The sequence below is a fragment of the Delftia sp. JD2 genome, from assembly GCF_001682645.1.
GTDB lineage: Bacteria > Pseudomonadota > Gammaproteobacteria > Burkholderiales > Burkholderiaceae_C > Comamonas > Comamonas acidovorans.
In genome coordinates this window covers 1-18204 of record NZ_LFJT01000089.1, presented here as the reverse complement: position 1 = coordinate 18204, position 18204 = coordinate 1, and the positions used below count along the sequence as shown (strand labels likewise).

At 69.1% G+C, this 18204-nt stretch carries 15 protein-coding genes and 1 pseudogene; 6 read left to right on the top strand and 10 right to left on the bottom strand.

Features of this window, described 5'->3' with window-relative positions:
• Positions 1 to 229: 229 nt before the first annotated feature.
• The 3 genes from ACM14_RS28525 to ACM14_RS28515 are packed head-to-tail and all read right to left on the bottom strand — an operon-like array spanning position 230 to position 5210.
• Positions 230 to 1690: a cytochrome c gene (locus tag ACM14_RS28525; RefSeq protein ID WP_065348016.1), complete on the bottom strand. Its 1461-nt coding sequence runs from the start codon at positions 1688 to 1690 to the stop codon at positions 230 to 232.
• 5 nt (positions 1691 to 1695) lie between these two features.
• Positions 1696 to 2292, bottom strand: coding sequence for a (2Fe-2S)-binding protein (locus tag ACM14_RS28520; protein ID WP_065348015.1), 597 nt, complete (start codon positions 2290 to 2292; stop codon positions 1696 to 1698).
• Positions 2289 to 5210 (bottom strand): xanthine dehydrogenase family protein molybdopterin-binding subunit, encoded by a 2922-nt coding sequence (locus tag ACM14_RS28515; protein ID WP_065348014.1) that lies wholly within the window; start codon positions 5208 to 5210, stop codon positions 2289 to 2291. Before ACM14_RS28515 ends, ACM14_RS28520 begins: the two co-directional genes overlap by 4 nt.
• Positions 5211 to 5643: 433 nt before the next feature.
• On the opposite strand from ACM14_RS28515, the gene ACM14_RS28510 reads away from it, so the two are divergent.
• From ACM14_RS28510 to ACM14_RS28490, 5 genes are all read left to right on the top strand, one after another.
• On the top strand, positions 5644 to 6690 hold the full coding sequence (locus ACM14_RS28510) for a methionine ABC transporter ATP-binding protein (protein WP_012205010.1): 1047 nt from the start codon (positions 5644 to 5646) through the stop codon (positions 6688 to 6690).
• A 3-nt stretch (positions 6691 to 6693) separates the two neighbouring features.
• Positions 6694 to 7359, top strand: coding sequence for a methionine ABC transporter permease (locus ACM14_RS28505; protein ID WP_012205011.1), 666 nt, complete (start codon positions 6694 to 6696; stop codon positions 7357 to 7359).
• A gap of 70 nt (positions 7360 to 7429) precedes the next feature.
• The gene (locus tag ACM14_RS28500; RefSeq protein ID WP_012205012.1) at positions 7430 to 8239 is read left to right on the top strand and encodes a MetQ/NlpA family ABC transporter substrate-binding protein; all 810 of its coding nucleotides are present in this window, start codon (positions 7430 to 7432) and stop codon (positions 8237 to 8239) included.
• Between the two features lie 4 nt (positions 8240 to 8243).
• Positions 8244 to 8774 carry a cupin domain-containing protein gene (locus ACM14_RS28495; protein WP_034392460.1) on the top strand — a complete coding sequence of 177 codons (531 nt, stop codon included), beginning with the start codon at positions 8244 to 8246 and terminating at the stop codon, positions 8772 to 8774.
• A complete protein-coding gene (locus ACM14_RS28490; RefSeq protein ID WP_065348013.1) occupies positions 8771 to 9871 on the top strand; it encodes a DUF6817 domain-containing protein in 1101 nt (366 codons plus the stop codon). The genes ACM14_RS28495 and ACM14_RS28490 overlap by 4 nt, the downstream gene beginning before the upstream one ends.
• A 59-nt stretch (positions 9872 to 9930) precedes the next feature.
• Here ACM14_RS28490 and ACM14_RS28485 read toward each other — a convergent pair whose 3' ends face one another.
• The gene (locus ACM14_RS28485; RefSeq protein WP_065348012.1) at positions 9931 to 10974 is read right to left on the bottom strand and encodes a bile acid:sodium symporter family protein; all 1044 of its coding nucleotides are present in this window, start codon (positions 10972 to 10974) and stop codon (positions 9931 to 9933) included.
• A 118-nt stretch (positions 10975 to 11092) separates the two neighbouring features.
• Between ACM14_RS28485 and ACM14_RS28480 the strand changes: the two genes are divergently transcribed.
• On the top strand, positions 11093 to 12010 hold the full coding sequence (locus tag ACM14_RS28480) for a LysR family transcriptional regulator (protein WP_065348011.1): 918 nt from the start codon (positions 11093 to 11095) through the stop codon (positions 12008 to 12010).
• Here ACM14_RS28480 and ACM14_RS28475 read toward each other — a convergent pair.
• From ACM14_RS28475 to ACM14_RS28450, 6 genes and pseudogenes are all read right to left on the bottom strand, one after another.
• Positions 11985 to 13367 (bottom strand): D-tagatose-bisphosphate aldolase, class II, non-catalytic subunit, encoded by a 1383-nt coding sequence (locus ACM14_RS28475; RefSeq protein WP_065348010.1) that lies wholly within the window; start codon positions 13365 to 13367, stop codon positions 11985 to 11987. The genes ACM14_RS28480 and ACM14_RS28475 overlap by 26 nt on opposite strands.
• A 4-nt stretch (positions 13368 to 13371) precedes the next feature.
• Positions 13372 to 14340 carry a sugar kinase gene (locus ACM14_RS28470; protein WP_065348009.1) on the bottom strand — a complete coding sequence of 323 codons (969 nt, stop codon included), beginning with the start codon at positions 14338 to 14340 and terminating at the stop codon, positions 13372 to 13374.
• A gap of 60 nt (positions 14341 to 14400) precedes the next feature.
• The gene (locus tag ACM14_RS28465; protein ID WP_065348008.1) at positions 14401 to 15447 is read right to left on the bottom strand and encodes an ABC transporter permease; all 1047 of its coding nucleotides are present in this window, start codon (positions 15445 to 15447) and stop codon (positions 14401 to 14403) included.
• A complete protein-coding gene (locus tag ACM14_RS28460) occupies positions 15444 to 17000 on the bottom strand; it encodes a sugar ABC transporter ATP-binding protein (protein ID WP_065348007.1) in 1557 nt (518 codons plus the stop codon). The genes ACM14_RS28465 and ACM14_RS28460 overlap by 4 nt, the downstream gene beginning before the upstream one ends.
• Positions 17001 to 17020: 20 nt before the next feature.
• Positions 17021 to 17947 (bottom strand): substrate-binding domain-containing protein, encoded by a 927-nt coding sequence (locus ACM14_RS28455; protein ID WP_065348006.1) that lies wholly within the window; start codon positions 17945 to 17947, stop codon positions 17021 to 17023.
• Between the two features lie 34 nt (positions 17948 to 17981).
• Positions 17982 to 18204: pseudogene (locus ACM14_RS28450) on the bottom strand (DeoR/GlpR transcriptional regulator); the annotation flags it as partial.

The following is an 18204-nucleotide window of genomic DNA, read 5'->3' as shown; positions in this document are numbered from 1 at the left end:
TCAAAGAAGGCGACCCGGATGTCCGCGACCCTCCGCTTCGCTGCGGGCAACCTGCGTCGTGGCGGTTGCGGGGTTCGCCGTGAAACTCACTTCGCGCTGCACGCTACGTTCAGACATCACGGCGAGTCAGATGACGAAGCAAGCCTGTCCTTCGGCAGGCTTGCAACCCCGCAACCGCCACGCCGCAGGCGCGGGCATACGGGTTGGGCTCCGTAGAACAGCCGGTGTTTCACGGCGCAGCCTTGTGCCCTGACTTTCCGGCTGCGCTGCGCAGGTCGGCCACCTGGGCGGCGGTCACATCGGCAGGCTGGCCGCCCAGGGTGGCGCGGGTGTAGTTGGCCAGGGCGGCGACTTCGCCATCGGTCAGCTCCTGCATGAAGCCGGGCATGCCGGGCAGGGGCGTGGGGCCCTGCTGGGTGGCCGGGTGCTTGGGCAGGCCGACGAGGATGGCCAGCACCAGGTTGCGGGCGTCGGCCTGGCGCACGGTGCTGTTGCCCTTGAGCGGGGGCATGGTGAGGCTGCGGCCCAGGCCCTCGCTGCCGTGGCAGCTGGCGCACAGCGCCATGTAGTGGCCCCGGCCCGCGTCCAGCGTGCCCGCACCGTTGCCGGCGCCATTGCCCGCGCTGTTGCCGGTGCCGGAATCCGGGGGCGCGGCGGCCGGCAGGGGCTGGGGCGCGGGCGGGTTGTCGCCCAGCAGGAAGGTGGACAGCGCCGTCATGTCCTCGGCCGTGAGGTACCGGGTGCTGTTGGCGATGACCTCGTGCATTTCATCGAAGGCGCTGCCGTGGGCCGAGAAGCCCGTCTGCAGGAACTGGGCCATGCCCTCGCGCGTCCAGCCGCGTGCGGCCAGGGCTTCGGCGGTGATGCCGGGGGCCGTGAACAGCGACAGCGTGCCGCCCTGCAGCCAGCGGTCCTTCTGCATCTGGCCGAACATGCCGCGCGGCGTGTGGCATTCGGCGCAGTGGCCCATGACATTGCCCAGGTACTGCCCGCGCAGCCAGGCCGGGCTCTGGCCCTGCGAGCCCACGGGCAGGGGCGCGCTGGACAGGAACAGCGTCTTCCAGCCGAACATGAGCACGCGCAGGTTGAAGGGGAAGGGCAGGGCGGGCTTGGTGTTGGGCTGGGCCACGGGCCGGATGTTCATCAGGTAGCCGTAGATCAGGTCCGAGTCTTCGCGGCTCATCAGGTGGTAGGAGGCATAGGGCATGGCCGGGTAGAGCTGGCGCCCGCCCGGTGCCGTGCCGCGGGTGACGGCGGCGTGGAATTCCTCGGCCGTCCAGCGGCCTATGCCGTGGTCGGGGTCGGGGGTGATGTTGGTGCCGTAGAGGGTGCCGAAGGGCGTGGGCAGGGGCTTGCCGCCCGCAAAGGGCTGGCCTTCCCGGGCGCCACCCATGCCACCCACCCCGTCATGGCAGGCCATGCAGTCGGCGGCGCGCGCCAGGTACAGGCCCTGGGCCAGCTGCTGCGGGCTGCGGTGCACGGCCTGCGGCTCGCGCTGCGGCACATGGGGCCGGTTGCCCCAGACGGCGGCAATGGCAAACAGCACGGCCAGCAGCAGGAGGATGAGCAGCAGCCCGCGCCAGCGGCGCCTGGGCCTGCGCGGTGGCGGGGGGCGGGCACCGCTGTAGTCGGCAGGTGGCGCGGCGGTGGCGGCGGTGGGGGAGGCTGCGCTGGGGTCGGCGGCGGACATGGCGCTCATCCTTTCAAGGTCAGCCCGGGCGTGTTCAGGACCAGGTCCTTCACGGCCGCGTAGTAGCGCACATAGCCGGTGCAGCGGCACAGGTGGGGCTGCAGCGCCTCGCCCACGACCTGTTCCACATCGGCCGCGCGGATGGGCGCCTTGGCCAGGCGCTCGACCAGCACCGTGGCCGCGATGACGAAGCCCGGCGTGCAGTAGCCGCACTGGAAGCTGAAATGCTCCAGGTACTTCTGCTGCACGGGGCTGATGGCGATGACCTTGCGCGGCTGGCCCGAGGTGCCTGGGGCGCCCGGGGCTGATGGGGGCGCGGTGTCCGCGCCGGCCGGGTCGGCAATGCCTTCGATGGTGCGGACCTTGCGGCCCTGGAAGTAGTGGGCGCCGGTGATGCAGGTGCGCATTTCGCGGCTGCCCTCGGGACCGTCCACGATGACGGTGCAGGCCCGGCATTCGCCGATGCCGCAGCCCAGGCGCGAGCCGGTGAGGTTCAGGTATTCGTGCAGGAAGTCGATCATGGGCATGCCTTCGGGCACGTCCATGGGGCCGACGGTCTGGCCGTTGACGGTCAGCGACAAGGGGCGCGGGACAAGGCTCATGGTGCGAGTGCCTCCCTGATCTTTTGCGGGGTCACGGGCAGGTCGTGGAAGCGCTTGCCAATGGCGTGGTGCAGTCCGTTGACGATGGCGGCGACGATGGGAATCATCACCACCTCGGCAATGCCCTTGGGCGGATCGGTGTCCGACAGCGGTGCCAGCAGCTCGGCCGTCTGCTTCCAGACCGCCACCTCGCTGCCGCGCGGCAGGTGGTAGCGGTGGAAGTTCCAGTTGCCGTCGCCGGGGCCGCCCTCGTACAGCGGCATGGTTTCGTACAGCGCATGGCCTATGCCCATGGCGATGCCGCCTTCGAGCTGGCCGTGCACCAGCTCGGGCACGATGGGCCGCCCGCACTCCATGATGGAGTGGTGGGCCAGCAGCTCGACCGCGCCCGTGCCCGTGTCCACCGCCAGCTCGACCAGGGCCGCATTGGCGCTGTAGTAGGTGACGCCCGCGTTGTTGCGCTGCATGGGCGGATAGAACAGGTTGCGCCGCGCAATCATGCGGTAGCCGGCGGCGCTGCGCCGCGCGGTAACAGAGGCCTCGACGGGCGTGGCCGCCTGCGGCGTGTCGGTGGTGTCAGGGGCCGGCGTGACGGCGGCAGCATCGGGCGCGCTGCCCAGGCGCACGGCCAGCGCGTCCAGCGGCCGGCGCGCGCTGGTGCCCAGGATGTCGAAGTCGGCCTCGGCCCATTGCCAGCGGTTGAAGGTGTGGCCCACGGCGCCCGTGACCAGCTGCATGGCATGGGCCTTCTGGGCCAGGGCCTGCAGGGACAGCGGCTGCATGCCGTTGGCCGTGAGCATGCCGTTGACCCAGCGCGCGTCCTCGCGGCGCACCACGTAGGGCGCCTTCTGGCCGCCGCCCGTGCCCTGGCTCCAGATGGCGACGGCGGCCGGCCACAGGCCGTGCTCGAAGACCACGCGCGCCGTCTCGCTGGTGGCGTGGCTGTAGTAGTAGGCCGAGTTGCTGGCGCTGGCCGGCGAGGCGTAGACCGGCGTCCACAGCGGCCGGGCGGCGAAGCGGTCCTGGTCGGCCTGGGGCATGGTGTAGTTGTCGCCCTCGGCCTTGAGCGGCAGCTCCGGCCAGTCCAGGCAGGCGGTCTGCAGCTCGTCGGCGGGCTTGCCGAACCATTGCACGCACAGCTGGGCCTGCGAGGTGCCCATGCCCGTGCCGATCTCGGTGCCCGAGTGGTGCAGCAGCACGCGGCCCTGGGGCGATATCTCGATGCGGGCGAAGGCCGCCTCGCCGCCCGTGCCGAAGTCCTTTTGCACGCAGGCAAAGCCCACGCCGTAGCGCTGGCCCGGGTGGCTGGCCTCGTAGGCGGTCTTGCGCTTGGCGCGCTCGGTCCACAGCGGATGGCGGCGGGCGCGCTCCAGCACCTCGTCGGCGCGCAGGGCACCGGCGGCGATGGCGCCCTGGGTGTTCTTGGCGCCCGAGGTCAGCACGTTGCGCAGCCGCAGCTCGATGGGGTCGATCTGCAGCAGTTCGGCGATTTCGTCCACCATCATCTCGGTGGCCGCCATGCTCTGCAGCGTGCCGTAGCCGCGTGCCGAGCCCGCGTCCAGCGCGCGGCTGGCAAGAGCCACGGCGGTGATGTCGTTCTTGGGAAAGTAGTAGATGGACTGCGCCGCCGTGCCGCCGACCATGGCGACCGAGGGCGAGAAGTTGGCCCGGCCGCCGCCATTGGCCGTCATGTTGGCCACCAGGCTCTGGAAGAGGCCGGTCTTCCTGTCGATGGCCATGGTGTAGTCGATCTCGAAGGCATGGCGCTTGAGCGAGGACTGGAACTGCTCGAACCGGTCATTGGCCAGGCGCACGGGCTTGCCGTCCGCATACAGCGCGCAGACCAGGCCGTAGTAGGGCATGGGGGCGTGGTCCTTGGAGCCGTAGCCCACCGTGTAGCACGGGTGGATGAAGAGGTTCTTGAGCGGGAACCTGCTGGCCTGCACCATCTGCGCAGCCCATTCGGCCACCTCGTGCGGCGACTGCGTGGCCAGCACCATGTGCAGGCTTTGCGTGGCCGCGTCATACCAGCAGTTGGCGTTGTCGGGCTCCAGCGCGGCCGTGTCCACCGATTGCGTGGCGTAGTGGCGCTGCAGCACCAGCCAGTCGGCGGGCGGCGTGGCCAGCTCCTGGGCAATCTGCTCGGCCGCGCGCAGGCCGCGTGCCGTGACCGCGTCGGCCTTGGAGATCTGCGGCCAGACCAGCGGCTTGCGTTCGGCGGGGAACAGCGGGGCATCGCGCAGGCTGGAGAACACGTCGTCGTCAAAGGCCGTGGCGCCGCCCTGGCGCACATAGCGGAACACGCCCCAGGGCGGACGGTCCAGCGCGCCCGTGATGCGGCCGTAGCGGATGACGCCGGCCGTGGCCTGCAGCCTTTCCTTGGCAAAGCGAAAGCGCGCGAAGTCGTGGTAGATGAGGATGGCCACGGCCTGGCCCAGGTAGGCGGGGGTCTTGCCTGCGGGCAGCAGCATGTCTTCGCCATAGAACTCGGGAAATGCCAGGCCGTCGCGCGCCAGGTCTTCGGCGGTGACCACGCGGTCGGGCGCCAGCTCGCCGTCCAGGGAAGACAGGTCCATACCGTCGAACAGCCGGTCGGCCAGCGTGGTGCGCACGATGAAGGCATGGGATTGCTGCTGGGGCCAGTGAGGCATGTCGCGGGCTCGGATGTCGCGGGCGAAGACCTTGGCGCCCATGACCTTGGAGCGGCCATCGAGCCGCATGCGCGGCAGCTGGGTGGCCGGCTCGCGGGCCACGCTGCCCAGGACGCGGTCTTCAAAGAGGGCTGCATAGGCCTGGCTGGCCAGCGGCGCCACCCAGACGCTGACGCCTGCGATGCTGGCGGCCTGCAGAAAGCCGCGCCGCGACAAGGGAGCCGTGCCGGCCTGGCTGCCGGCGCCGGAGTGTTGTTCTGGGCGCATGGCGCTCTTCTCCTGTGGGGTTGAGCCCACTGTAGGAGGGCGCATGCCGCGCGGCCTGTCAGCAAAGGCTGCTTCTGGCGTCAGCGCGGCGGCAGCGGCAGGTGCCTGCCATCGTCAAAAGCAGGAGCGGGCCGGGGCCGCCAGGCCGCGACGGCAGCGTGCCGGCCGCACTGTCAATCAGACGCCGCCGCAAGAAGGGCCTTGCCGCAGTGCTCCGTGGCGCCGCGCATAGCCCGGCAGGGCAAGGGCGTGTCCACATTCAGGCATAGTTGAGGGTTGTGCAGAAAGTAGTGAAGTCCCGGGCATAACCGGAGCTTCTTATTACTTTATTTTTTTATAGTTTGCGTTTTTATACGCGCAACCTATATTTGCTCCCACTTCCCAACAATGCGCAGCGGCGTCCCCAGGCCGTCCTGCGCCGCGGCGTTTTTTCATGATCGAGATTCGGGATCTTTCCCTGACCTACAAGGGCCCCACGGGGCCCGTCCATGCCTTGCGGGGCATCAACCTGCAGATCGAGTCGGGCGAGGTGTTCGGCATCATCGGCCGCAGCGGCGCGGGCAAAAGCTCGCTGGTGCGCTGCCTGAACCTGCTCAACCGCCCGACCTCCGGCCAGGTGCTGGTGGGCGGCCGTGACCTGATGCAGCTCAGCGATGCCGAGCTGCGCACGGCGCGCCGCGACATCGGCATGGTGTTCCAGCATTTCAACCTGCTGTCCTCGCGCACGGTGTTCGACAACGCCGCGCTGCCGCTGGAGATGGCGGGCATGTCGGCCGACGACATCAAGAAGCGCGTGGACCCGCTGCTGGACCTGGTGGGCCTGAGCGCGCTGCGCGACCGCTATCCGGCGCAGATCTCGGGCGGGCAAAAGCAGCGCGTGGGCATTGCGCGCGCGCTGGCCAGCCACCCCAAGGTGCTGCTGTCGGACGAAGCCACCTCGGCCCTGGACCCCGAGACCACGCGCTCCATCCTGGACCTGCTGCGCAAGGTCAACCGCGAGCTGGGCCTGACCGTGGTGCTGATCACGCACCAGATGCAGGTGATCAAGCAGATCGCTGACCGCGTGGCCGTGATCGACGGCGGCGAGATTGCCGAGCTGGGCCCCGTGATCGACGTGTTCACGCGCCCGCAGCAGGCCATCACGCGCAGCCTGATCGACGAGATCGTTCCCCAGCAACTGCCCGAGTCGGTGGCCGTGCGCGTGAATGCGCTGGCCGCCCAGCTGGCGCCGGGCCAGCAAGGCCGGCTGCTGCGCCTGTCGTATGCGGGCGAGAGCGCCTACCAGCCCATCCTGTCGCACCTGATCCGCGAGCTGGGGCTGGACCTGTCCATCCTGCATGGCCAGATCGACGAGATCCAGGAGCAGACCTTCGGCTCGCTGGCCGTCTTCGCCAGCGGCGACGCGGCAAAGATCGATGCCGCCGTGGACCATCTGCGCGCCACCGGCGTGCAGGTGCAGATCGTTTCCACCAGGGATTGAGCGATGTTTGAGAATTTTTCGGAAATGATGCTGGAGCTGTTCGTCAGCTCGCTGTGGGAGACCATCATCATGGTCGGCGTCTCGGGCCTGGTGGGTGGCCTGATCGGCATTCCCCTGGGTGTGTTCCTGCGCCTGACCGACCACGGCGGCGTGCTGCAAAACGGCCCGGCCAACAAGATCGTGGGCTGGATCGTCAATGCCCTGCGCTCCACTCCCTTCATCATCCTGCTGGTGGCCATCATCCCGCTGACGCGGCTGATCACGGGCTCGTCCATCGGCACCTGGGCGGCCGTGGTGCCGCTGACCATTGCGGCAGCGCCCTTCGTGGCGCGCCTGGTGGAGACCGCGCTGCGCGAGGTGGACAACGGCCTGGTGGAAGCGGCCCAGTCCATGGGCGCCACCACGGGCCAGATCGTCTGGAAGATCCTGCTGCCCGAGGCGCTGCCCGGCATCGTGGCAGGCCTGACCATCAGCTTCGTGAGCCTGACCGGCTACTCGGCCATGGCCGGCGCCATTGGCGGCGGCGGCCTGGGCGACCTGGGCATCCGCTACGGCTACCAGCGCTTTTTGCCCGATGTGATGCTGGCCGTGGTCATCATCCTGATCTTCTTCGTGCAGGCTATCCAGAGCCTGGGCGACTGGGCGGTGCGCAGGCTCAGCCACCGCTGATCCACACACCCCGGCGGCCGGCGCGGCCGGGGCGGCAAGCTGCCGCGAGATTGTCTGAAAGAGGGATTCCATGAAAAAGCGCGCATTGCTTCAATCGCTGGCCCTGGCCGCCGTCCTGCCCCTGGCGGGAATGGCGGCGCTGCCGGCCCATGCGGCCGACGGCTCGGTCACCATCGGCGTGACCTCGGGCCCGCACGCCCAGATCGCCGAGGTGGCCAGGAAGGTGGCCGAGAAGAACGGCCTGAAGGTGAAGCTGGTCGAGTTCGGCGACTTCATCCAGCCCAACGCTGCCCTGTCGCAGGGCGAGCTGGATGCCAACATCTACCAGCACCAGCCCTTCATGGACGCCCAGAACAAGGACCGTGGCTACAAGCTCGTGCCCGTGGCCCGTGCGGTCAACCAGCAGATGGGCGTGTACTCCAAGAAGATCAAAAGCCTGGCCGACCTCAAGAGCGGTGCGCGCGTGGGCATCCCCAACGACCCCACCAACGGATCGCGCGCACTGATGGTGCTGGCCGCGCAAAAGCTGATCGAACTGAAGACCGGCGCGGGCGCCCGTGCCTCGGTGCTGGACATCACGGCCAATCCGAAGAAGCTGCGCTTCGTCGAGCTGGAGGCCGCCCAGCTGGCGCGCTCGCTGGACGACCTGGACGCCGCCGCCGTCAACAGCAGCTATGCCGTGGCCGCAGGCCTGTCGCCGCAAAAGGATTCGCTGGCGCTGGAAGCCACGGACACGCCCTATGTGACCGTGCTGATCGCCACGCGCGCCGGCCATGAAAAGGACGCCGGCCTGCAGGCCTTCGTCAAGGCCTACCAGTCGCCCGAGGTGCGCCAGTTCATCGACACGCAGTTCAAGGGCGCCTACACGGCGGCCTGGTAAGACCATGGGTGCCCTCGCATCCCACCGGGTTTCCGACGCGGACTTCGTGGCCGCCATCGGCGTGCAATGGCAGCGCCGCCCGCTGGCGCCCGAGCCCGGCCTGGCCGCGCTGCTGGCACAGGCCCAGCTGGACGATGGCGGCAAGGCCACCGTGGTCCAGGCCGTGGGCATGCTGGTGGTGGACGAATGCGTGGCCCATGGCTACCACAGCATGGACCTGGTCGTGCTGCACCCGGGCACGCCGGGCCTGGACGAGGCGCTGGAGCGCTTCGACAAGCCCCACACCCATGCCGATGACGAAGTGCGCTACATCCTCGAAGGCGAAGGCCTGTTCGGATTTTTTGATGCCCACGGCCAAGAGCGCGTGCTGCGCGTGCAGCCCGGCGACTACCTGCGCATACCGGCGGGCGTGGAGCACCGCTTCACGCTGACCGCCACGCGGCGCATCAAGGCGCTGCGCCTGTTCGCCGATACGGCGGGGTGGGTGGCGCAATATACCCAGCGGCCCGCCGCTGCCATGGAGGTACCTGCATGAGCCTGCCTGTCCCGACACTGTTCCAGACACTTGACGAGGCGCTGTTCACGCGCGCCCAGGACCTGCTGGACGAGGAATGGCTGGCCAAGGATGCCGACCTCGCTCCTGTGCTTCCCGTGGTGCTGGCGCGCGGCGTGGGCCAGGACTGGCACAAGGCCGGCACCTTCCGCCACCACCTGGCGGGCGTGGCGCGTTCGCTGGCGCTGTGGCGCCAGCCGCGCGACGTGCGCCTGCTGGGCCTGCTGCACAGCGTCTACGGCAACGCCTTCGTGGACCTGGTCAAGTTCGACGCGGGCAGCGAGCGCGGCCGCCTGCGCGAGCTGGTGGGCGAGGGCGCCGAGCACCTGGTCTACCTGTTCTGCACCATGAGCCGCACGCAGTTCATGCAGAAGATCCTGGCCGGCGACCTGGCCGAAGACGGCTCCATGGCGCTGGAATCCGCCGGCCGCAGCCAGCGCCTGAGCGCCTATGAGGTGGCGGCCTTCACCATCGTGAGCATGGCCGATGCCATGGAGCAGTGGTTCAGCTGGCAGGAAGACATCTACTCGCAGTTTCCGCAGGTGCAGAGCCAGAGGCAGCAGGGCGTGCACTGGGCGGCCTCGCTGTGGCCCGGTCCCATGCGGCCTGCCAGCCGAATGCTCAGCCAGATCAGCGACCTGGGCCGTGCGCTGCAGCACTCGGCGCTGCGCGCCCAGCTGCCGCTGCCGCCGGTGTTCGACCATTGCCGCCGGCAGCTGTCGCCCGGCGACGAGGCCGCTGCCGTGTCGCTGTACTGGTCGGTGATCCAGCTGGACCAGCCGCTGGTGGACCTGGACGCCGCCACGGCCGTGCTGGAAAGCGCCGTGCGCCTGAACCCCTGGGTGGGCGAGCCGCAGATGGTGCTGGCCCAGCTCTACCTGTCTGCCGGCCGCGCCGACGACGCCGCGCGCGCAGCCGCCAGCGCGCTGCAGTGCTTCAGCGGCTGGGGCAATGCCTGGGACAAGCGCGTGCAGTGGGACGCCTGGATCGCCTGGACGCGCATCCTGCTGCAGTCGGCGCAGCAGGGAAGCTGGCCTGAACGGCTGGACAAGCTCAACAACCTGGCCCTGAAGGGCTGAGATGCAAAAAAGCCTGGCGCGAGAGCCAGGCTTTTTTGTGATGGGAGCGCGCCCGCGCCTTATTTGGCCGGCGCCGTTTCGGCCTTGGCGGCCGGCGCAGCGCTGGCGGGCACGGCGCCATCCTCGATCGTCTCGGGATGCATGGGCCGGCGTGCATAGCGCTGGGCCAGCACGGCGCAGACCATGAGCTGCAGCTGGTGGAAGACCATCAGCGGCAGCACGATGGCGCCCACGGCACTGGACTCGAACAGCACCTTGGCCATGGGCACGCCGCTGACCAGGCTCTTCTTGGAACCGCAGAACACCAGGGTGATCTCGTCCTCCTTGGAAAAGCCCAGGCGGCGCGCCGTCCACGACGTGATGACCAGCACCAGGGCCAGCAGGATGGACGACAGCAGCAGCAGGCCCAGCAGCGCAGGCAGGGGCGTCTGCTGCCACAGGCCGCTGATGACGGCGGCGCTGAAGGCCGTGTACACCACCAGCAGGATGGAGCCCTGGTCCACGAACTTCACGCGCTTGGCATGGCGCGAGATGAAGCCGCCGATCACGGGCCGCAGCAGATGGCCCAGCACAAAGGGCAGCAGCAGCTGCAGCGCGATCTTGCCGATGGCCTGCAGCGCGTCGCCGCCTTCGGCGCTCTTGTGCAGCAGCATGCTGACCAGGATGGGCGTGATCACGATGCCCATCAGCGTGGAGGCCGATGCGCTGCACACGGCAGCGGGCATGTTGCCGCGCGCCATGGCCGTGAAGGCGATGGCCGATTGCACCGTGGCCGGCAGCGTGCACAGGAAGAGCACGCCCATGTACATCTCGGGCGTGACCAGCGGCTCCAGCACGGGGCGCAGCGCCCAGCCCAGCAGGGGAAAGAGCACGAAGGTGGCCGCGAAGATGGTCAGGTGCAGGCGCCAGTGGCCGATGCCGGCAAAGATGGCCTCGCGCGAGAGCTTGGCGCCGTGCAGGAAGAACAGCAGGCTGACCATGAGCGTGGTCGCCACCTCCAGCCATTGCGAGACGGCGCCCGAGGCGGGCAGGAAGCTGGCCAGTGCCACGGTGGACAGCAGCATCAGCGTGAAATTGTCAGGGGCGAAGCGGGGGCGTGCCATGGGAAAACTCTCTCCAACTAACTATCGGTTCGTGCAGCCAGGCTGCAAGGCACCGATTGGACGCCACGGCCATTGAAAAGAGAAATGGATTTATCTGATGGTTTTATAATTTTTCCGTATGAATATCAGCCTGCGCCAGTTGCGCGCCTTCCTGGCCGTGGCGGAAAGCCGCAACTTCAGCCGCGCGGGCGAGCTGATGGCGCTCACCCAGCCCGCCGTCAGCCGCAATGTCACCGAGCTGGAGCAGGCCCTGGGCGTGCAGCTTTTGCACCGCACCACGCGCGAGGTGGAGCTGACCGATGCCGGCCGCCTGCTGCAAGGCCATGCCACGCGCGTGCTGGACGCGCTGGATGAATGCCTGCTCGAAGTCAGCGGCCTGGCCACCCAGCGCCTGGGCAAGGTGCGCGTGGCCAGCAGCCCCACGCTGTCGGCCCACCTGATGCCGCGCTGCATTGCGCGCTGCCGCGAGCAGGCGCCGGGCATCGAATTGCTGCTGCTGGACCGCATCCAGAGCGACGTGCTGCAAAGCGTGCGCAGCGGCGAGGTGGACTTCGGCGTGGTCATCGACCCGCAGGGCCGCGATGACCTGTACTGCGAAACCATACTCAGCGAGCCCTTTTGCCTGGTCTGCCCGGCCACGCACCGGCTGGCCCGCAAGCGCCAGGTGGCCTGGAGCGACCTGGCCGGCCAGCCGCTGGTACTGCTGGACCACGCCTCGGGCAGCCGCCGCCTGATCGACGCCGCGCTGCAGGCCCACGATGCCGAGGCCGCCGTGGTCCAGGAAGTCGGCCACACCACCACCATCTTCTGCATGCTCCAGGCGGGCCTGGGCCTGAGCGTGGTGCCGGAACTGGCCGTGCCGCAGGAATGGCGAGCTCCCGCGAGTGGCGCCACCACCCCCGACGCCCTCGCCAGCCGCCCCCTGCTGCCGCGCGTGCAGCGCGACATCATGCTGGTGCGCCGCCGCCAGCGTGAACTGTCGCCGGTGGCGCAAAGCGTGTGGGATTTGATCAGGGGGGAGGCGGGGCAGCTGTGAGGCTGTGGCCACAAGCCGCCGCATACGGCCTGATCGACTCGCGCACGCGGTCCAGCACCAGCGCGTGGGGCGAGGGGGCCAGCCGCCCGGCGCGCACGGCCTGGTATTGGGCGGGGAGGAACTGGCTGAGCATGTTCTCGGGCAGGGCGCAGGCGGACAGGTTGTCCAGCAGCCGCGCCACGGCGGCGTTCACCGTGGGGTCGGCCCAGTAGTAGCGGATGCGGTCGCTGTAGCTGTAGATGCGCAGCAGCCTTTGGGCGCCGGGATCGGGCTGCTCGCCGCGGTAGTAGCGTTCCCAGCTGGCGGGGCGGCCCAGCATGGCGGACTCCAGCACGGCGGGCAGGTGGGAGCGCTGGTGCGTGTCGATGAGCTGCTCTTCGATGGAGGCCAGCGCGAACAGCACCTCGCGCAGCGCAAAGGTGGCGCCGGGGCCGACCTTGAGGATGGCAAAGCCGTCCTGCACCAGTTGGCGCAGGGCCTCGGGCCGCTGGTAGTCGGTGGAGTGGGCCTCGAAGACCAGTTGCGGGTGCTGGCGCAGCAACTGCTTGAGGTCGGCCGCTTCACCGGGCGCGTAGTCCACCACGCGCGTGTGATCGAACTCCACGCCGGGCTGGACCACCATGGCAATGATGCGCGGCCAGACGGGGTCCAGCCCCTGTTGCGCGAAGACTTCACGGTGCACCTGCAGCGTGCGCTGGGCGTCGGCGCGGGCAGTGACTTGCACATGCTCCAGCGCATGCGCGGCGCCGCCGGGCACGGGCACTTCGGTGCCGATCACGTAGACGGGGCCGGGCGCCGGGCAGGTGCTGCCGCGCTCGGCCGCCTGGCAGAGCAGGGCAGCGCGGCGGGCCACGGTTTCGTCGTCCAGCGCCTGGGGGTCGTCTGCGCAGGCCATGCTGGCGTCCAGGTGCAGCTTCACGAAGCCGGCCGCCGCATAGGCGTGCACCAGGTCCTGCGCCAGTTCCATGGCCTCGGCGGCAGGCAGGTGCGTCCACGCCGTGGGGCCCAGGTGGTCGCCGCCCAGCAGCACGCGGTCGGGCGGCAGGCCGACGCGGTGGGCGATGGCCAGCACGAAGCGGCGGAAGTCGGCGGGCTGCATGCCGGTGTAGCCGCCGAACTGGTTGACCTGGTTGGCGGTGGCTTCCACCAGCAGGGGCGTGCCGTCGTCCAGCGCCTGGTGCATGGCAGCCTCGATGACCAGGGGATGGGCCGAGCAGATGGAGTAGATGCCGAGTGCGCTGCCTGTTGCGCGCGCATCGCCTGCGGCTGCTGGCGTTTGCCCGGAGCGTGACTGCGCCAGGCGGGTGAAGTGGGTGAGATGGGTGGGGTGGGTGAGACGGGTGAGGTGGGCGGGCATGGTTTCAGCCCTCCATCACCGCATGCCGCAGGTGCTGCGGCTGTTGTGCCAGCAGCGCGTCTAGCCCCGCAAAGCCGGATGTCCCCTCCATCGGCCCCTTGCTGGAGACGGCCAGCGCGCCGGCCGCATTGGCGTAGCGCAGCGATTGCAGCGCGGTCTTGCCCAGGCGCCGGCAGGCGATGAAGGTGGCGCCAAAGCAGTCGCCCGCGCCCGTGGGGTCGGCCACGTCCACGGGGAAGGCGTCGAGGTCGATGCGCTCGTCGGCACTGAAGTAGCTGCAGCCGTCGGCGCCGCGCTTGACCACGATTTCGCGCACGCCGCGCGCAAAGATCTCGGCGATGGCGCCGGCCTCGTCGGCCGAGCGGGCCAGCTGCGTGACCTCGTGGCCGCTGGGCAGGAAGATGTCGGTGAACTCCAGGATGTAGGCCAGGGCTTCGCGCATTTCGGGGATGCGCAGCATCTCCTTGCGCACGTTCGGGTCGAAGGACACGGTGCCGCCCTGGGCCTTGACGATCTCGATGGCCTTCTTCATGGCATCGATGATGCGAAACGAGAAAAGCGACGAGCCCATGACATGGAAGTGCGCGCAGTCCTTGAGCACGGCCTGGTTGACCTGCTCGGGCTGCAGCTGTGCCGAGGCGCTGTTGGTGATGTTGAAGATGAAGTCGCGCTCGCCGCTGTCGCGGTAGGTGACGAAGGCGCTGCCCGTGACGGCGCCCTTGCACACGGCGATGGCGCTGGTATCCACACCGTCGCGGCGCAGGCGGTCGATGTTGAGCCAGCCAAAGTCATCATCGCCCACGCAGCCGATGATGGCGGCCGGATGCCCCAGCCGGGCCACCTGGTCGATGAAGATGGCGGGCGCCCCGCTGGCATAGGGCCCGGTCAGCGGCCCCGGCGCGCGAAAGCTCTGGCCTTTTCGCTCGGCCATGATTTCGACGAGGATCTCGCCCATGGTCATGATGGATTGCATGCTCTCCCTCCCTTTGGAATCAAACCCCGTGCGCCGTTCGCTGCACCGCCGGCCCATGCGTCAGCGCCTGCGCCTGCTGTGCACATCGATGCACACGGCCACCAGAATCACGCTGCCCTTGACGATGAGCTGATAGAAGTAGGGCACGCTCATCAGGTTCATGCCGTTGTTGATGACGCCGATCATCAGCGCCCCTATCAAGGTTCCCGCAACGCTGCCGTGGCCTCCGGCCAGGCGCGTGCCGCCCAGCACGGCGGCGGCAATGGCGTCCAGCTCCCAGCCCATGGCCGCGTTGGGCTGGGCCGAGTACAGGCGGGAGGTGAGCAGCAGGCCGCCCACGGCCGCCATCAGCCCCGACAGCATGAAGATGGCGATCTTGAGCCGCCCCACCCGTATGCCCGCATAGGTGGCCGCCTCGGCATTGCCGCCTGCCAGATAGGTCTTGCGGCCAAAGACGGTACGGGCCAGCACGAAGTGGTTGGCGGCCAGCAGTGCGGCCAGGATCCAGATGGGCACGGGCATGCCCAGCCATTCGCCGTTGCCGATCCACAGAAAAGCCTCGTTGTCCACCGGCGCCGGCATGCCGCCCGAGACGATATAGGCCAGCCCCCGGAAGATGCCCATGGTCGCCACCGTCACGATGAAGGACGGCAGATGCAGCAGCGCCGACAATGAGCCGTTGAGTGCCCCCAGCAGCAGGCCGCACAGCAGCACGGCGGGCAGCACCAGGGCGGGCGCCAGGCCCTGGCCCAGCATCAGGCCGGCCACGCTGCCTGCCAGGGCGACCACCGATCCCACCGAGAGATCGATCTCGCCCAGCAGCAGCACATAGGTCATGCCGAAGGCCACGATGGCGATGATGGACACCTGCAGCAGCACGTTGCGCAGGTTGCCGCCCGTCAGAAAGGCCGGCGACAGCAGGGAGAACAGCAGCACCAGGGCGGCCAGGCCCATGAGGGTGCCGGCGTGGCGCCGCAGCGATCGCCAGCCACCTCGCAAGCCGTCTCGCCATGTTTCCTGGCTGTCCGGGATGCCTTCGGCGGCGTCGGAGGCGTTGGAGGCCTTGGAGGAGCCAGACGCGGTGATGCTCAGTTCGGAAGGGGTCATGGCACTCCTGCTCCGGTGGCGTGCGCCATCACGGTCTCCTGGCGCAGATGGAGGGTGTCCAGGCTCTGGACGAGGCGCTTGTTGCGCATGACCAGCAGCCGGTCGCTCATGGCCAGTGCCTCGGGCAGCTCCGACGACACCAGGATGACGGCCGTGCCGGCCGCTGCCAGCTCGCGGATCAGGGCATAGATCTCGAACTTCGCGCCCACGTCGATGCCGCGCGTGGGCTCGTCCAGCACCAGCAGCCGGGGGCGCATGGCCAGCCACTTGGCGAACACGATCTTTTGCTGGTTGCCGCCCGACAGCTGGCGCACGGGCTGGTGCAGGCCGGCAACGCGTATCTTCAGCCGCTGCACGCAGGCGCGGGCCAGCGATTGCTCGGCAGCCTCGTCGGTCAGCAGCGCGCCGCCGCGCCCGCTGTGCACCTGCACCATGCAGATGTTGTGCTGCACGGACTGGTCCAGCACCAGGCCTTGCTCCTTGCGGTTCTCGGTCACGAAGGCCATGCCCTGGCCGATGGCGTCGGCCGGCGAGCGCAGGCGCAGCGGCCGGCCGTGCATGAGGATGCTGCCCGTGCAGCGGTGCATGCCGAACAGCGCATCCATGACATCGGACCGGCCCGAGCCGACCAGCCCGAAGAAGCCCACGATCTCGCCCGCGTGGACCTCGAAGTCAATGCCTTCGAAGCGCCCGGCCAGGCCCAGGCCGCGCACCTGAAGCAGGGCGCGCGTGCTGCGGTCAGGGGCGGGGCCGCGCGGCGGATAGATGTCCTGCATCTGGCGCCCCACCATGAGCGCGATCAGCGCCCCGATGTCGGTTTCGTCCCGCGCCAGGGTGCAGATGGAGCTGCCGTCGCGCATGACGGTGATCTCGTCGGAGATGCGCATGATCTCGTCCATGCGGTGCGAGACGTAGATGACGGCGCGCCCCTCGGCCTTGAGGCGGGCGATGAGGGTGAAGAGAATCTGCGCCTCGCTGTCGCTGAGCGAGGACGTGGGCTCATCCATGATGACGATGCGCGAGGGCTGGCACAGCGCCTTGGCGATCTCCACCAGCTGGCGCTGGGCCAGCGACAGTTCGGCCACCTGCGCGTTGGGGTCCAGGTCCATGCCCAGGCGGGCCAGCAGCGCGGCGGCGTCGCGGCGCAGTGCGCGGCGGTCCACGCAGCCGGCCCGCTGCGGGAGCCGCGCGGCGAAGAGGTTGTCTGCCACGCTGAGGTTGGGCGCCAGGCTCAGCTCCTGGTGAACGATGGCGATGCCGTGGCGCTGCGCATCGGCGGGGCTGGCCAGCTCGGTGCCGGTGCCCTCGATCAGCAGCTGGCCGCCATCCGTCCGGTGCACGCCCGCCAGGATTTTGAGCAGGGTGGATTTGCCGGCCCCGTTCTCGCCCAGCAGCGTGTGCACCGTGCCTGCGTGCAGGCGGAAGGACACGCTTTTGAGCGCCTGCACGGCGCCGAAGGATTTGGCCAGCGCCCGGGCCTCGAGCATGGGGGGCGGCGCAATGGCGTCGAGCATGGCACGGCCTGGGTGGCTGTGTGCAGTGGGGCCTGGCATGGCGGGCTCCGCAGGTCCATTTACCTGGTGGCAGCCGTGTACACGCCGGGCAGCACGGGGTGGAATTTCTCCACCGGCTTGCCCTGCAGCAGCTGCGCGGCAATGGCCACGGCTTGCAGTCCCAGCTGGTCGGGGTACTGGCGAATCACGCCCACAAAGGCCGGCTCCCGGTCCACGGCCGCGCGCGCCTCGGCCATGCCGTCAAAGCCGACGATCTTGACCTGCTCCAGCTTTCTTGCGCCCTTGACGCTGGCCAGTGCAGCCAGGGCCGCATCGTCGCCAAACCCGAAGATGCCAGCGAGATCGGGGTGGGCCTGCAGCATGTTCTGCGAGGCGGCCAGGGCCTCGGCACGCGTGATGCCCGGCTGCACGGAGACGATCTTCATGCCGGGAAAGGTGGCGATGGCGGCCTTGAAACCCTCCACGCGATCGACCACGGACTGTATGGACGGGTAGTGCAGCACGCCGATTTGGCCCTTGCCGCCCGTGGCCCGACCCATGAGCTGGCCGGCCAGCACGCCGCCGGCGCGGTTGTCGGTGGCCACGTGCGATGCGACCTCGACCCCGCTGGCCGCAATGTCCACGGTGATCACGGGAATGCGGGCGGCGGCAGCCTTGAGCACGGCGGCCTTCACGCCGCGTGAATCCACGGGCGACAGGATGATGGCATCCACCTTCTTGCTGACGAAGTCCTCCACGTCCGAGATCTGCTTGCCCAGGTCCTGGTTGGCAATGCTCAGGTCCAGCTTCAGCCCCTGCCGCGCGGCTTCCTGCTGCATGGCCTGGGCCAGCTCCAGGTAGAACGGGTGCTGCTGCGTGAGCAGGGACACGCCGAGGGTGCGGGCAGGGCTGGGGCCGGGGCCCGGCTGTGCAAGCGCCGGGCTGGCCGGCAGGCCGAATGTGAATGCGCCGGCCAGCATGCGCCGGAGAAACGTGTTGCGGTCCATGGCTGTCTCCCTCCCTCTGTCGTTGTGGAAAAGCTCAGGTTCTGGCGAATTCGATGCGGCCCTCGGCCTTGCGGGTGGCCTGCAGCCGGTGGTGCGCCAGCAGATCGAAGGCGCCTGGCTCCATGTCCTGGTGGGCGCACAGGCCGTCGATTTGGGCGATGTCGCAGACCGGGTGACCGCCCGTGGTGCTGTCCAGATCCAGGGCCAGCGCCACGGCCTTGGTGCTGTGCTCCACGGCTGCCGAATACAGGCGAGCC